The 13,965-nt window shown below is 60.3% G+C and carries 17 protein-coding genes; 8 read left to right on the top strand and 9 right to left on the bottom strand.

The features are described from left to right. Nucleotides 1-942, top strand: a 942-nt coding sequence (locus RMO57_RS10455; protein WP_310386369.1) for a TonB-dependent receptor domain-containing protein, incomplete at its 5' end; no start/stop codon positions are given. Nucleotides 943-1,040: 98 nt separating this feature from the next. On the opposite strand, the gene RMO57_RS10450 is transcribed toward RMO57_RS10455, so the two are convergent. Beyond that, nucleotides 1,041-2,315 (bottom strand): aspartyl/asparaginyl beta-hydroxylase domain-containing protein, encoded by a 1,275-nt coding sequence (locus tag RMO57_RS10450; protein WP_310386367.1) that lies wholly within the window; start codon nucleotides 2,313-2,315, stop codon nucleotides 1,041-1,043. Between the two features lie 145 nt (nucleotides 2,316-2,460). Between RMO57_RS10450 and RMO57_RS10445 the strand changes: the two genes are divergently transcribed. The 6 genes from RMO57_RS10445 to RMO57_RS10420 all read left to right on the top strand — a co-directional run bounded on the left by RMO57_RS10445 (nucleotide 2,461) and on the right by RMO57_RS10420 (nucleotide 7,947). Continuing rightward, nucleotides 2,461-3,636 (top strand): aspartyl/asparaginyl beta-hydroxylase domain-containing protein, encoded by a 1,176-nt coding sequence (locus RMO57_RS10445; RefSeq protein WP_310386365.1) that lies wholly within the window; start codon nucleotides 2,461-2,463, stop codon nucleotides 3,634-3,636. Between the two features lie 420 nt (nucleotides 3,637-4,056). Continuing rightward, entirely contained in the window at nucleotides 4,057-4,704 is a 648-nt protein-coding gene (locus RMO57_RS10440) for an energy transducer TonB (RefSeq protein WP_310386363.1), read from the top strand. Nucleotides 4,705-4,796: 92 nt separating this feature from the next. Then, a complete protein-coding gene (locus RMO57_RS10435; RefSeq protein WP_310386362.1) occupies nucleotides 4,797-5,639 on the top strand; it encodes a MotA/TolQ/ExbB proton channel family protein in 843 nt (280 codons plus the stop codon). Nucleotides 5,640-5,678: 39 nt separating this feature from the next. Continuing rightward, entirely contained in the window at nucleotides 5,679-6,107 is a 429-nt protein-coding gene (locus tag RMO57_RS10430) for a biopolymer transporter ExbD (RefSeq protein WP_310386361.1), read from the top strand. Between the two features lie 15 nt (nucleotides 6,108-6,122). After that, nucleotides 6,123-6,554 carry a biopolymer transporter ExbD gene (locus RMO57_RS10425; RefSeq protein WP_310386359.1) on the top strand — a complete coding sequence of 144 codons (432 nt, stop codon included), beginning with the start codon at nucleotides 6,123-6,125 and terminating at the stop codon, nucleotides 6,552-6,554. Between the two features lie 136 nt (nucleotides 6,555-6,690). Continuing rightward, nucleotides 6,691-7,947: a hypothetical protein gene (locus tag RMO57_RS10420; RefSeq protein WP_310386358.1), complete on the top strand. Its 1,257-nt coding sequence runs from the start codon at nucleotides 6,691-6,693 to the stop codon at nucleotides 7,945-7,947. A gap of 78 nt (nucleotides 7,948-8,025) precedes the next feature. Here RMO57_RS10420 and RMO57_RS10415 read toward each other — a convergent pair whose 3' ends face one another. The 8 genes from RMO57_RS10415 to RMO57_RS10380 all read right to left on the bottom strand — a co-directional run bounded on the left by RMO57_RS10415 (nucleotide 8,026) and on the right by RMO57_RS10380 (nucleotide 13,030). Then, entirely contained in the window at nucleotides 8,026-8,784 is a 759-nt protein-coding gene (locus tag RMO57_RS10415; protein ID WP_310386356.1) for a 3-hydroxyacyl-CoA dehydrogenase, read from the bottom strand. A 91-nt stretch (nucleotides 8,785-8,875) separates the two neighbouring features. Then, the gene (gene adk / locus RMO57_RS10410; RefSeq protein WP_310386354.1) at nucleotides 8,876-9,529 is read right to left on the bottom strand and encodes an adenylate kinase; all 654 of its coding nucleotides are present in this window, start codon (nucleotides 9,527-9,529) and stop codon (nucleotides 8,876-8,878) included. Between the two features lie 154 nt (nucleotides 9,530-9,683). Continuing rightward, complete coding sequence (kdsB, locus tag RMO57_RS10405) at nucleotides 9,684-10,466, bottom strand: 3-deoxy-manno-octulosonate cytidylyltransferase (RefSeq protein WP_310386352.1); 783 nt, start codon at nucleotides 10,464-10,466, stop codon at nucleotides 9,684-9,686. Next, a complete protein-coding gene (locus RMO57_RS10400; protein ID WP_310386350.1) occupies nucleotides 10,463-10,672 on the bottom strand; it encodes a Trm112 family protein in 210 nt (69 codons plus the stop codon). Before RMO57_RS10400 ends, kdsB begins: the two co-directional genes overlap by 4 nt. Beyond that, nucleotides 10,665-11,744 carry a tetraacyldisaccharide 4'-kinase gene (gene lpxK, locus RMO57_RS10395; RefSeq protein ID WP_310386348.1) on the bottom strand — a complete coding sequence of 360 codons (1,080 nt, stop codon included), beginning with the start codon at nucleotides 11,742-11,744 and terminating at the stop codon, nucleotides 10,665-10,667. The genes RMO57_RS10400 and lpxK overlap by 8 nt, the downstream gene beginning before the upstream one ends. A gap of 7 nt (nucleotides 11,745-11,751) precedes the next feature. Next, on the bottom strand, nucleotides 11,752-12,168 hold the full coding sequence (locus RMO57_RS10390; RefSeq protein ID WP_310386346.1) for a biopolymer transporter ExbD: 417 nt from the start codon (nucleotides 12,166-12,168) through the stop codon (nucleotides 11,752-11,754). Between the two features lie 15 nt (nucleotides 12,169-12,183). Continuing rightward, a complete protein-coding gene (locus RMO57_RS10385; RefSeq protein WP_310386345.1) occupies nucleotides 12,184-12,804 on the bottom strand; it encodes a MotA/TolQ/ExbB proton channel family protein in 621 nt (206 codons plus the stop codon). Continuing rightward, entirely contained in the window at nucleotides 12,722-13,030 is a 309-nt protein-coding gene (locus RMO57_RS10380) for a hypothetical protein (protein WP_310386371.1), read from the bottom strand. Before RMO57_RS10380 ends, RMO57_RS10385 begins: the two co-directional genes overlap by 83 nt. Nucleotides 13,031-13,364: 334 nt before the next feature. Here RMO57_RS10380 and RMO57_RS10375 point away from each other — a divergent pair, with 334 nt between their 5' ends. Continuing rightward, on the top strand, nucleotides 13,365-13,946 hold the full coding sequence (locus tag RMO57_RS10375) for a superoxide dismutase (protein ID WP_310386343.1): 582 nt from the start codon (nucleotides 13,365-13,367) through the stop codon (nucleotides 13,944-13,946). Nucleotides 13,947-13,965 lie beyond the last annotated feature (19 nt).

Below are 13,965 nucleotides of genomic sequence, written 5' to 3'. Positions count from 1 at the left end.
GCCGGATCGCCAACTGACCCAGTCGCTGGCAATCGTCCGACGGCCACTGCGGCTGAATGCGCCCGTACGGGCGTAACAGCGGCTCAGTTCGGCACTATTCAGGACAGCCCTGCAGGCCAGTACAACTTTTTGGCCGGTGGCAACCCGAACCTCCAGCCCGAAACCGCCAAGAGTATTACGCTGGGCATGGTCTTGACGCCAACCCGGGACCTGAGCCTGACGGTTGACTACTTCGACATCAAGATCGATGACACGATCAGCAGTATTGATCCGACCACGACTTTGTCCAAGTGCTTGGCCACTGGCGACGCAACCTTCTGTAACCTGATTACGCGTGACAAGCTGGGTACGCTGTGGTTGTTGCCAGAAGCTCAGATCGTCGGTACGAACCAGAACATTGGTAGCACCAAGACGTCCGGTTTCGACTTCGGCGTGAATTACGCGATGAAGTTGGGCGATATGGGCAATCTGGGCCTGAGCATGGTCGGTACCTGGGTCAAGACCTTTGAGGTCGAAGAGCTCCCCGGTCAAGGTTCCTACGATTGCGTGGGCCTGTATGGTGCCAACAAGTGCGGCGCCCCGACACCTGAATGGCGTCACAAGCTGCGCGGCACATGGTCCACGCCTTGGGCTTTCGACATGGCTGTGACTTGGCGCTATATCGACAAGGTGGAGTTGCAAAACACCAGCGACAATCCACTCTTGAAGGGTACGACCAACGATGTGGACCGCAACTTGGCGGCACAGAATTACCTGGACGTGTCGGCCAGCTGGCAAGTCACCAAGGGTCTGACCCTGAGCGGCGGCATCAACAACCTGCTGGACAAGGATCCACCGATCACATCCCAGTTGTCTACCGGTCAAGGCAACGGCAACACCTATCCATCGGTGTATGACGCTTTGGGCCGCAAGATCTTCTTGGGCGCTAGCTACAAGTTCTGATCCAGACTAGACGTTAGTCAATGTTGAAACGGCGGGCCTTGCGGCCCGCCGTTTTTTTTGCGCAGCCGTATTTACCGGCAGCGGGAGAAAAGAAAGATCTAGAGACCGTAGCCTTGATCGTCCGCAGAGAAGGCGGTGATCGCTTGAGCCATGGCTGTGATCATGGCGCGCTCGGGTGGCGTGAGATGAGGGTGCCAGATGTCAAAGATCAACACCACGCGCAGTTTGTCGCTGTTGTTCCAGGCCTCGTGCTCAATCGTGTCATCAAAAACCCAAGCCTTGCCGGTTTCCCATTGCTGAGTATGGTTGCCCACTCGAAAACCGCAATCCGCGGGGATGATCAGCGGCAAATGGGTGACCAAGCGCGCATTGGTGACCCCGGTGTGCGGCGGAATATGTGTTTTGGGCTTCAGCAGGGAGAACATCGCCGTGGGCGTGCGGCCGGCTTGGGCGGGCTGCGGGCAGCCAGCCAGCAGCGCAATGGTCTTGGGGCATTTTGGCGCGTTGGCCTGCACCAGCTCGCCGTTTTCATAGATATGAAAGGCACTCCAGCGCGGCGAGTTGTTCAGCTCGGCAAACTGGAAATGCGGCACATCATCCGGGTAGGTGAGGTAGGGCGTAAAGCCTTGCTCGGCATCCAATATGGATAGAAACTCCGTCCGAATATCGTCTGTGGCCGCTTCTACTGCATCAAGCCACGGGAAGTCTGCCCTGTCAAAGAACTCTATCGGCGCCAGATTGGGGTAGTAGTAGACGGCGGGCTGCGAGTCATACCTGCGCTTGCGTCCGATGGTGATGTCGAGTGAATCTCGGAAGCGGCCCAGATCCTCGCCGGCAAAGCTGCGAAATACAGGGTCCAGGTATTGGTCCATGAAGGCTCCGAACTCCTTGTCGTACTTTTCCCGGAAGGCCAAGGCCTGCTGCAGCGCGGGGCGCAGACTGGGGAGTAGTCGGTCCATTGCTGGTGCGTTGGCGATCACGGCGCCATGGGCTTTTGCAGCGAGGTGTGTCTTGCCTTGGCGTTGAAGCAAGTTGGCTTTCAACATCAAGGCCAGGAGATCACTTGGATCCGCCCGTAAGGCGCCGCGAATAGCTTCCTCTTCGCCCAATTCGTCATGCATTTTTTGGCGGGCCATGGCGAGGTTGACCCATTGTTGACAGTCTTTGCCGTCGACAGCAACCACGCGTTCCATGGTCTTTGCCGCAACCAGGAATTCTCCCGTGCGAAACGCATGCTGACCCATGGCCATCAGGACGCGAACATTGTTGGAATCGATGCAGAGCGCTTTCTCCCAGGCCTTGAGGGCCAGATCGGGACGGCCGGACTGCAAAGCGCGGGTCGCTTCCTCTTCAAGAAGGGTCAGTTGCTGCATAGGAGTATTTGAGGTTGCCATATTTATATTTTCACTCAGGCAAAGATCAGCAAAACTTGAATTTGCCCGAATAGCGCGATGAATTCGGAGATGATGCTGGCTGGATTTCATATGCCTGATCTAGTTCGGATCTATCTCTATGCCCATGACTTCACATGACGCGCGAGCGCTTGCGCAACAAGGCTTTGTCTCACTTCAAAGCGGTCAAATGCGCAACGCTCGGCAGGCTTTTGAGCGCCTTCTCGCAGAAAACTGGGCCGACATCTCGGTGCTTCTGAGTCTGGCCTTTGCATGTCGGAAGCTGGGCGATAGCCAGGCGGCCTTGGTGGCGGTCGACGGCGCGTTGCAGCTTGAGCCTCACAACATGCAGGCGTTGTTGTTGAAAGCCGATTTGCTCGATGCAGCGGGTCAGGCACGAGTGGCGTTGACCTTCTATTTGGCTGCGATTAAATATGCGCCCGAGGCGCGTTCGCTTTCGGAGCCAGTCCGGCACGAACTGCTGCGCGCGCAAGCGAAATGCCAGTCCTACGAAGCGCAGTTTGCAGCGCAGTTGAAAGAGCGACTCGGCCGTGTGAGTGTCGACCTGGGCGCGTCATCGCCGCGCTTTTCGCAATCTCTCGAGTTGCTCTGTGGTGAGAAACAAATCTACCATCAGCAGCCCAGCGTCTACTATTTTCCGGGCCTGCCGCAGACACAGTTTTTTGAGCGTGGCGATTTCCCGTGGCTCGATCAGGTGGAGGCGGCCACGGCTGACATTCGCGCCGAATTGATGGAGGTGTTGCAGGACCATGCCGCATTTGAGCCTTATGTGCAGGACCGAGCCGTCGGGCCGAAAGGGCGGCAAGGTGGCCTGTTGAACAACCCCGACTGGGGAGCATTTCATTTGTGGAAAAACGGCGCGGTCGTGGAAGGAAATGCTTCCCGATGCCCTAAGACAATGGCTGCGCTGGCGAATGCGCCCTTAACGCGTCTGAGTGGGCGCTCGCCATCCATCATGTTTTCGCTCTTGCGGCCGGGCACGAAGATTCCCCCGCACCACGGTTTGGTAAACACAAGACTGATTTGCCACCTGCCTTTGATCGTGCCGCCAGACTGTGGCCTGCGTGTTGGTAATGAAACGCGGGAGGTCAAGGAGGGCAAGGCTTGGCTGTTCGACGACACCATAGAGCACGAGGCTTGGAATCTGAGTGATCAGCCCCGGGTGATCTTGCTTTTCGAGATCTGGCGCCCGGAACTTAGCCAGGACGAGCGCCTGCTGGTTAGCGCGATGTTCGACGCACTGAATGAGCAAGAAGGCGGCCTAAACAGTTGGAGTATTTGACGGCGAAACCTTCAGGCGCTGAGCTGATCCTTTGCCTTTGTAACTCAGGGTGATGACCTGGTGAAAACCCTAATGATCTTCGCTAAACTGAACGTACTGATACCACTAAAATACCAGCCAGGGATGAACTTGATGCAGCTTGGTAACTGGGCTGGGTGTAGGGCAGTCCCGAGGGAAATCCCCATGCCCGAGCGTCTTTGGAACTCGTTTATGATCCGGGGCGTTGAAGATTTGAGCTTTTGCTGCAAGCTGCAAGCAAGGTTGGAGTCTTTGGCGAGGCCCGCGGCCCAAAGCTGACGGGCATTTTTGTTTGAAGTGGCCTTCGCAAGAGGGCCTCTGGTTCGAGACGGGCACTGCGCAGGGCAGATTGGGCTCTCGCGTCTTGATGGAAGAATTTCGCAGTCTTATGAAGGAGCGCGCATGAACTTTGCGCAGGAGAAGAACGGCTCGTCACGTTTCATGGGTTTTGGCATCGTGGTCTTGATCCACGTGTTGCTCGTGTGGGCGATCGCCAGTGGGTTGGCTCGTAAGGCGGTCGAAGCCGTCACGGGTCCGATCGAGACCAAGGTGATTGAAGAGAAGGTCAAGCCGCCAGAGGAGATCAAGACGATCGAATTGCCGCCGCCTGATCTGAAAGCACCGCCGCCACCATTTATTCCGCCGCCTGAGTTCCAGGTCACCGCGCCGGCTCCGCCAGCGCCGGCGATTGCGTCCACCCAGGTAGCGCCGCCTCAGGCTGCTGTGCGAGCAGCTCCACCGCCGGTGGCAGCCGCACCGCCAGCACCAGCACCGGCACGTACCGGTCCGGTCAAGGCGGGTATGGTTTGCACCAAGATGGGCAAGCCAGAAGTGCCGTCGGTGAACTGGAGCGGCGAGGCCTTGTTCAGGGTCGTCGCGACAGTCAAGGCGGGACGGGTTGCCGGCATCGAAGTGACAAGTCTGCGCAGCGGTGTGGACCGCAAGGCTCAACGGGCGCTGGTAGCAGCGATCGAGGAAAGCCTGCGTGATACGTACGAGTGCCCAGGTGATCACGTGTTCGAGCAAGAATTCCAATTCAAGATCGAATAAGAATTCTTCAAGTCCCTAGACATGGGGCTGGATGATCGTCTAGCCTCGTTTTTCTCTTTTTTGTTTTGATTCCATCCGCAGGAGCTGACTCCATGATCTCTCGTATTTCCGGCCTGTTCGCCGCTATCGCCTTTGCTACGGCAATGGCTGTTTCCCCAGTCCACGCTCAAGATGCCAAGCCTGCCGATGCAGCCTCGGCCGTGGTTGAAGGCGCTGTTGCCGCCACCGATGCGGCCGCTCCGGTTGCCACTGCTGCCGCCAAGCCTGTGGACAATCCCTACGGCCTGAAGGCTATGTTGGAGCACGGTGACTTCGTCTCCAAGGGTGTGTTGGCCTTGTTGGTCATCATGTCCATGGGCAGCTGGTACATCCTGATCACCAAGCTGTGGGATTCGTACAAACTGTCGGCCGAGGCCAAGAGCGTGCGCGCCAACTTCTTCAAGAAGGCTTCGTTGGCCGAAGGCATCAAGGGCTTGAGCGAAGGTAGCGCATTCCGCTTCATCGCCGCGTCTGCGATCGAGGCTTCCGAGCATCACGAAGGCGCGCTGACCGAGAACATCGATCACAGCACCTGGGTCACGATGAACGTTGAGCGCTCGGTGAGCGAAGTCAATAGCCGCGTCCAAGGTGGTCTGGGCTTCCTGGCGACCGTCGGTTCGACCTCGCCGTTCATCGGTTTGTTCGGCACGGTGTGGGGTATTTTGCAAGCGCTGACCGCCATTGGCGTTGCCGGCCAAGCATCGATCGACAAGGTTGCCGGCCCCGTCGGTGAAGCGCTGCTGATGACCGCCTTCGGTCTGGCCGTGGCTGTGCCTGCGGTGCTGGGTTACAACTGGATGGTTAACCGCAACAAGGAAGTCATGGGCCAGGTCCGTGCTTTCGCCGCTGACGTGCACGGCGTGTTGATGGGCAACCGTCAAGTCTCCAAGCGTTAATTCTCGCGTTCAAACAAAACTCAACGCGGAGAAGACGCCATGAGCATGAATGTCGGATCCTCTTCCGGCGAAGACGAAGTGGTTTCGACCATCAACACCACTCCCCTTGTGGACGTGATGTTGGTGCTCTTGATCATCTTCCTCATCACCATCCCAGCGGTCATCAGCGCGGTCAAGGTCAAGCTCCCCAGCGAGACCAATATCGCCCGCGTGACCAAGCCTGAGAACATTGATATCTCGGTGACCAAGGATGGCGACATCTACTGGAACACCACCTTGGTGAACGACACCGACGAGTTGGTCAAGCGCTTGGGCAAAGTTTCGGTGCTGAACCCTCAGCCCGAACTGCATGTGCGCGGCGACAGCGGTGCGCGTTACGAGTCCGTCGGCCGGGTGGTTTACTCTGCTCAGCGTGCCGGCATCATGAAAGTCAGCTTTGTCACGCAGCCACCTGAGCGTGGCGGCTGATTGAAGGGATAAGACATGAGTATGAATGTAGGCAGTTCGTCCGGTAGCGACGAACCCGAAGTGATGATGGACGTCAACACGACGCCCCTGATCGACGTGATGTTGGTGTTGATCGTGATGTTGATCATCACCATCCCGATCCAGCTGCACTCGGTGAATCTGGACATGCCACCGCCGAGCACTCAGCAGCCGCTGAAGGACCCGGTCGTGCATGAGATCTTCATTGACTTTGACGGCACTGTCAGTTGGGACGGCGTGGCACTGGCCGACCAAGCTGCGGTTGAGGCGAAATTGGCGGAAGTCGCGGCTGAACCCGATCAATCCGAAGTGCACATCAAGCCCAATAAGCTGGCCGAGTACGGCAGCGTGGCGGCCGTGATGGCGGCAGCGCAGCGACTGGGTGTCAAGAAGATGGGCATGGTCGGCAACGAACAATACGTCAAGTGACGCGGTTCGGCGCTGAGAGCATCGAGTGAAGTGAAAAACGCGCTGCCTGCAAGGGCTGCGCGTTTTTTTCATTGCTGCTCATCGGAATTGCGCCAAAACGTCACGATCAAAAATTTTTCGCAGAAAGTAGCTCACGATGAAATTCAAGACCCTGTCCCTGGTGGCGATTGGCGCCATGGCGTTTGTGATGGGCTCGGCCCCGGATAGTCGTTTGGGCGTTTTGGCCTCCGCACAAGCTCAGGCCGAAGGCGTGCGGCCAGCAGTGGGCAAGAGCCTGAAGGATGCCAGCGCCTTGATCAAGTCCGGCAAGTACCGGGAGGCGCTCGGCAAAGTAGCCGAAGCGGAAGCCGTCAGCGGCCGCAATGCAACCGAGAACTACAACATCGAAGCGATGCGCGTCGCGGCGGCCTCGGGTGCCGGCGATACCGAGGCCTTGGTCAAGGGCTTCGAGGCCTTGAAGGCCAGCGGCCGTTTGGCGCAGCCCGAGCAGTTGCGCATGATGGAGTCGATTGCCGGCACCTATCTGCGCAACAAGGACAACGCTCGCGCCGTGACTTGGGCGCAGCGCTACTTCAAGGAAGGTGGCAACAGCGCCACCATGAAGCAGGTCTTGACCACGGCGCAGTTCAATTCCGGCGATATGGCGGCGATCATCAAGGACACCGAAGCCGAAATCAACGCCGATGAAAAGGCCGGCCGTACCCCGTCCAAAGACAAACTCAATTTGCTGCTGGGTGCCGCGATGCGCCAAAAAGACGGCAATGCCGAACAACTGGCAATTGGCAAGTTGCTGACCTACTACCCGAGCAAGGAGTTGTGGGTGCAGGTCTTGGGCACCTTGCCGCAGAAAAAGGGCTTCTCCGACCGCTTTGCGCTGGATGTGTACCGATTGAAGTTGGCCACCGGCAATATGCGCGATGCCAATGACTATATGGAATTCGCGCAGTTGGCGGCTCAAGCCGGTTACCCCGAAGAAGGCAAGTCGGTGGTGGACAAGGGCTTGGCCGCAGGCGTCTTGGGTCAAGGCGCCGAGGGTGCTCGTCACAAGCGTTTGCTGGACTTGATGAACAAGCGCATTGCTGAAGCCAAAGCGGGTCAGGTGGAAGCCCAGCGTTCGGCCAATGAGGCCAAGGACGGCAATGCGATGATCTCACTGGGTCTGGCCTACGCCTTCCGCGGCGAGGCCGCCAAAGGTGTCAAGATGATCGAAGCCGGCATCGAGAAGGCCGCTCTGAAGCGTCCAGAAGACGCCAAGCTCTATCTCGGCATGGCTCAGATGATGGCCGGTGATGCCAATAAGGCGATCGCCACTTGGCGCACCGTCAAGGGCGCGGACGGCTCGGCCGATCTGGCGCGCTTGTGGATCGTGCAGACACGCAGCGCCAAGCGTTAATGGCTGCTTAGCCTCCCGAACGTAAAAAGGGCCTGATCGAATCTCGATCAGGCCCTTTTCAATTTGCGCATCGCCAGCCTATTTTGGAGCCAAGCGAATTGCACCGTCGAGCCGGATCACTTCGCCGTTGAGCATCTCATTGGTGATGATCTGGTGCACCAGCTTGGCGTAGTCGGCCGGTGTGCCCAGGCGCGACGGAAAGGGCACGCCAGCGGCCAGGGCATCTTGCACTTCTTGCGGCATGCCGAACAGCATCGGCGTGCCGAAAATGCCCGGCGCAATCGTCATGTTGCGGATGCCATTGCGGGCCAGATCGCGGGCGATCGGCAGCGTCATGCCGACAATGCCGCCCTTGGACGCAGCGTAGGCGGCCTGGCCGATTTGGCCGTCGTAGGCGGCCACCGAGGCGGTCGAGATCAGCACGCCACGCTCGCCGGTCGGCGCGGGCGCGTTCTTGCTCATCGCCTCGGCCGCGAGCCGGATCATATTGAAGGAGCCGATCAAATTGACCGTCACGACCTTGCTGAAGGCGGCCAGCGAGTGGGCACCGTCCTTGCCGACGGTCTTGGCGGCCGGCGCGATGCCGGCGCAATTGACCAGACCGAACAGTGCGCCCAATTCCAGCGCCTTGGCCACCACGGCCTGGCCGTCGGCCTCCTGGCTGACGTCTGCGCGCACAAAGGCGCCGCCCAACTCCGCCGCCAGCGTTTCGCCACGCTCGACCTGCAGATCGGCAATCACGACCTTGGCACCATGGCTGGTCAGCATCCGTGCCGTGCCTTCGCCCAAGCCCGATGCGCCGCCGGTGACGATGAATACCTTGCCTGCGATGTCCATTTTTTGTCCTTAAGTTGACGTTGACGTTAACGTCAATTGTCGGTTAAAAATAAAGCCGCGATCAAGCGGCTTCGGGAGAGGTAGAGCTAAATCAGGCCAAGGCAGCCAGGGCGCGCTGGGTGATTTCATCGACGGTGCCGATGCCGGCGATGCACCGATATTTTGGTGCGTTAGCATCGCCTTCGGATGCCCACTTCGAGTAGTAGTCGACCAAGGGCCGGGTCTGCGCCTGATAGACCTCCAGGCGTTTGCGCACGGTCTCTTCCTTGTCGTCGTCGCGCTGCACCAGCGCTTCGCCGGTGGTGTCGTCCAGGCCGTCGACCTGGGGTGGGTTGAACTTGACGTGATAGGTGCGCCCCGAGGCTAGGTGGACCCGGCGGCCGCTCATGCGCTCGACGATGGCGCTGTCGGGGACGTCGATCTCGAGCACCAAGTCGAGCTTGACGCCGGCCGATTTCATCGCGTCGGCCTGCGGAATCGTGCGCGGGAAGCCGTCGAACAAAAAGCCGTTGGCGCAATCGGGCTGCGCGATGCGTTCTTTCACCAGCCCGATGATGATGTCATCCCCAACCAAGCCGCCGGCGTCCATCACCTGCTTGGCCGCGATACCCATTTCGGTGCCGGCCTTGACGGCGGCGCGCAGCATGTCACCGGTAGAAATCTGCGGAATACCGAATTTTTGGCAAATGAAAGTGGCTTGGGTGCCTTTGCCGGCGCCGGGGGCGCCCAGAAGAATCAGTCGCATGGGTCTCCTTGTTATGTCTCAAAACAGTTGCCGGCCTGAGCGGCGGCCCCTCGAACGCCGAGCCCTGAGCAGCGCGTGTCAGGGGCGTGTCAATAGGCGGTGAGGATAGCATGGGCCAGCCTACGCAAAGCTGACGCACGGGCAGCTTGTTCCTCTATATAACGCGGGCTGCCAAGGCGGTTCGGACAAGCTCCCGCACACGCTCCAGATCTTGCTGTGTGTCAACGCCGGGGCCGGGTCTTTCCCTGCTGACATAAACGGCAATGCGTTCGCCATGCCACAAGACCCGCAGCTGTTCCAAGGACTCAATTTGCTCCAACGGGCTCGGTTCCAGCGTTGGAAAGCGGCGCAAGAAGCCGGCATGGTAGGCATACAGACCGACATGGCGCAGCGCCGAGCCGAGCAGCGGCAATGGCAGTGCGGGGGGCGATGCCGAGCCGTCGCGCCAGCAAGGAATGGGCGCGCGCGAAAAATACAGCGCCAGGCCCGCGCCGTCCAACACCACTTTGACCACATTCGGGTTAGCGAAGTCGGCCGCGTCATCAATGACATGGGCCACCGTGCTCATCACGCATTGCGGCCGGGCGCTCAGCAGCTCGGCGCAGGCATTGATCATGGCCGGCTCAATCAGCGGCTCGTCCCCCTGCACATTGAGCACCATGTCTTGGCCGTCCAGGCCCAGCAGCTCGCAGGCTTCGGCCAGACGGTCGCTGCCCGACACATGGTCGGCGCGGGTCAGCACGGCCCGCACGCCATGGGCGCCGCAGGCGTCGATGACGGCTGGCGAGTCGGTGGCGACAACCACCTGACGCGCTCGCGACAGCGCCGCCCGCTGCGCCACCCGCACGATCATGGGCAGGCCCTCGATGTCGGCCAGTGGCTTGTTGGGCAGGCGGCTGGAGGCCAGCCGCGCTGGCACGATGACGCTGAAATTCATGGCTGTGCAGGCCTGGTGCTGCGAGTTTCAGTCTCCGGATTGATGGCCCGAGCTTCGTTCTCCAGCATCAGCGGAATGCCGTCGCGCACCGGGAAGGCCAGCCGGTCGGCGTAGCAAATGAGTTCCTGGGCGGCGTCAAGGCGCTTGAGCTCCAGCGGCCCCTTGCACAGTGGGCAGACCAGCATTTCGAGCAATCGGTTATCCATATTTTTGCGGTAGTTGGTTGGCAGGTCGCAGCAAAGGCGCCAGGCGCTGCTGGATGGCCTGCTGAAAGGCTTGTTCGGGGCTGAAGTCTAGCGTCACCACCCAAATACGCTTGTCTTTGCAGCGCTGGGGTTGCAGCTTGACGGCGTCTTTCTCGGTCAGCAGCACATCGTCAATGCCGGCATGGGCCGGACTCAGCCAAGGCAGGCTGGCGAAATCGAAATGATCGGCCAAGGGCAGGGCCTCAAACACCAAGCCGGAAGCGGCGAGCATGTCAAAGAAACGCGTCGGGTGGGCCATGCCGGCGGTGGCCAGCAGGCGGTGGCCTTGCAAAGCCAAGAGGGTGTCCATGCGCGCCGGCTCGCCGCGCCACCAGCCATCCAGGCTGACCGCGCCGGCCAAGCTGCGCCGGGCCATGAAGCCCGGCAACGGGGTGCTGGGCTGGGCTGCGTTGTACAACACCAGTTCATGCGATTGCAATTTCCCGCTGGGCGCTTGCCGCAGGGGCCCGGCCGGTAGCAAGCGGCCATTGCCCAGGCCGCGCTCATCAAACAGCAGCACCGCCAAGTCGCGCGGCAAGCGCAGATGTTGCAGGCCGTCATCACTGAGTAGCAGCTGCAGCTCTGGATGGGCTTGCAGCAAGAGCCTGGCCGCCGCGACGCGGTCCCGTCCAACCGCCACCGGCGCGCCACTGCGCAGGTGAATCAACAGCGGCTCATCGCCGACCTGCGCCGCCGAACAATTGCGGCTGACCAGGCGCGGCCGGTCGTCGGCCCGCCCATAACCGCGCGAAATCACGCCGGCCCGCAGCCCCGTGGCCTCTAGCTGACTCAGCAGGGCCAGAATAGTTGGCGTCTTGCCGGCGCCGCCGACGATCCAATTGCCGACCACGATGACCGGCACGGCCAGGGTCTCGGTGCGCAGCCAGCCCCGGCGGTACAACCGGGCGCGCAGGCGCAACAGCAGGCCGTAGACCCAGGCCAGTGGAAGCAGGGAGTTGGCGAGGGCGCCGCCGCCGCCGTCGCCGTCGACGCGGTACCACTGCGCTTGCAGGCGCTGTGTCCAGGCATTCACTGCTCGTTCACTGCGCGTTGGCTTGGGCGGCAAAGGTCAGATGCGACAGGCCGGCACGGCGCGCCGCGTCCATCACATTGATGACCGCCTGATGGGCGGCGGCGGCATCGGCCGACACGATCACCACGCTGTCGGCGCGGCCCTCGGCGGCTTGCGTCATCGCAGCACTCAGCAGCTCGACCGCGCGGCCCTCGACCGGCTGCGAATTGACCACATAGCGCCCGTCGGCCGCCACCGCGACGATGATCTCGCGCGGCCTGTCCTTGAGCTTGTCGGCATCGGCCGCCGGCAGGGTGATCTGCAACTCGGTGAATTTTGAATAGGTGGTCGAGAGCATCAAGAAGATCAGAATCACCAACAAAACGTCGATGAAGGGGATCAGATTGATCTCCGGGTCCTCGCTGCGGCGCTGTCTGAATTTCATCGTGATCGCTTCACTTCAGCCGGTAAAGCGCTGCAGATGGCTCAGCATGCGGTCGCTGGACTGCTCCAGCTCCAGCACATATTCCTCGACCCGGCCGCGGAAGTAGCGATAGAACATCAGCGCCGGAATCGCCACCATCAGCCCAAAGGCCGTGTTGTACAGCGCCACCGAAATGCCATGCGCCATCTGCGCCGGGTTGCCGCCAGGGCCGCCGCCCTGGCTGCCGAAGATCTCGATCATGCCGACCACCGTGCCGAGCAAGCCCAGCAGCGGCGCGGCGGTTGCAATGGTGCCAAGCGTATTCAAGTAGCGCTCCAGCTGATGAATGGCGCGCCGGCCGGCCAACTCGAACACTTGCTGCAACTTGGCGGCCGGCATACGCGGCTCGTTGCTGACGGCACGCAAGCCCGCTGCCAGCACCTGACCCAGCAGCGAATGCTCGGCCAGCCGGTTGACGACGTCGGGCGTGGGCAGGCTTTGGCTGGAAATCCCCAACACTTCATCGAGCAAGCGGGTGGGAGCCACGCGACTGGTGCGCAGGCTTGCAAAGCGTTCAATGATCAAGGCGAGTGCGATGACCGAGCAAATCAGCAAGGGCCAAATAGGCCAACCGGCGGCTTGAATGATCGAAAACAACGGCGACCCCTGTCAAAAAAATATGGAAGAAGCAGAGGCCGCGCCGAACCGGCGCCAGTCTGCCAGCGTGCGGGCGATTATGGCCCGAACCGGCCCCGCTTCTGGGCTGCAGCACCGCGCTTTTGCAGCGCACCGCGGGATCATTTTTCATGTTTGATTTGACCGACGAGGCGACCTGTAACAATCCACTTTTGCTGTGGATAACTTTGTGGGCAAGCAGGTTCAAGTCACCTGAGACGCCCGAAAACCATGGTGCAAGGATAGGTTGCCTCATTCTTGGGCAGGAAAAAGATCTTGAAAAACAAGCGTTTATATGCGTATGTCGGCGCTGTGACGGACGTTTAGCCGTACGGGCCATGATTGCCCGGGCTGTGGAGTTCTGCCCTGGTGTGGGCGCTGGGCGGCGGCAATGTTGATGCTGTCATGGCCGACGGGCGAGGCGCAAATACCGCTTCTCGCTGCGCCCATAAAGTCTGGCCGCTACAGGGCCAGCGCAAAGACCTAGAATCGCGCCCGAAGCTGTTCATCACCCCGCCTGTTTTTTTCACTGAGGAATTGATATGGAACATACCCTGCCCGCATTGCCCTATGCCAAGGACGCCCTGGCTCCTCACTACAGCGCCGAAACGCTGGAGTTCCACCATGGCAAGCATCACAACGCCTATGTGGTGAATTTGAACAATCTGCAAAAGGGCACCGAGTTCGAGTCCATGGATCTGGAGGCCATCGTCAAGGCCTCCAGCGGCCCGGTCTATAACAACGCTGCGCAGATCTGGAACCACACTTTTTTTTGGAACTGCATGAAGCCCAATGGCGGCGGCGCACCGACCGGCGCCTTGGCTGATGCCATCACGGCCAAATGGGGCTCGTTTGATGCCTTCAAGGAAGCTTTCACCAAGAGCGCGGTTGGTAACTTCGGTTCCGGCTGGACCTGGCTGGTGAAGAAGGCCGACGGTTCGGTCGACATCGTCAACACCGGCGCGGCCGGCACGCCGCTGACCACCGCCGACAAGGCGCTGCTGACCATCGATGTGTGGGAGCATGCGTACTACATCGACTTCCGCAACATGCGGCCGAAGTGGGTCGAGACGTTCCTGACTTCGCTGGTGAACTGGGAGTTCGCGCAGGCCAACTTCGCCTGAGCGAAGGGCTGCGCGGCCG

It is taken from the genome of Roseateles sp. (genome assembly GCF_031397715.1).
Taxonomy (GTDB): domain Bacteria; phylum Pseudomonadota; class Gammaproteobacteria; order Burkholderiales; family Burkholderiaceae_C; genus Paucibacter_A.
The sequence above is the reverse complement of the archived record's forward strand: the minus strand, read 5'-3'. Positions and strand labels throughout refer to the sequence as shown.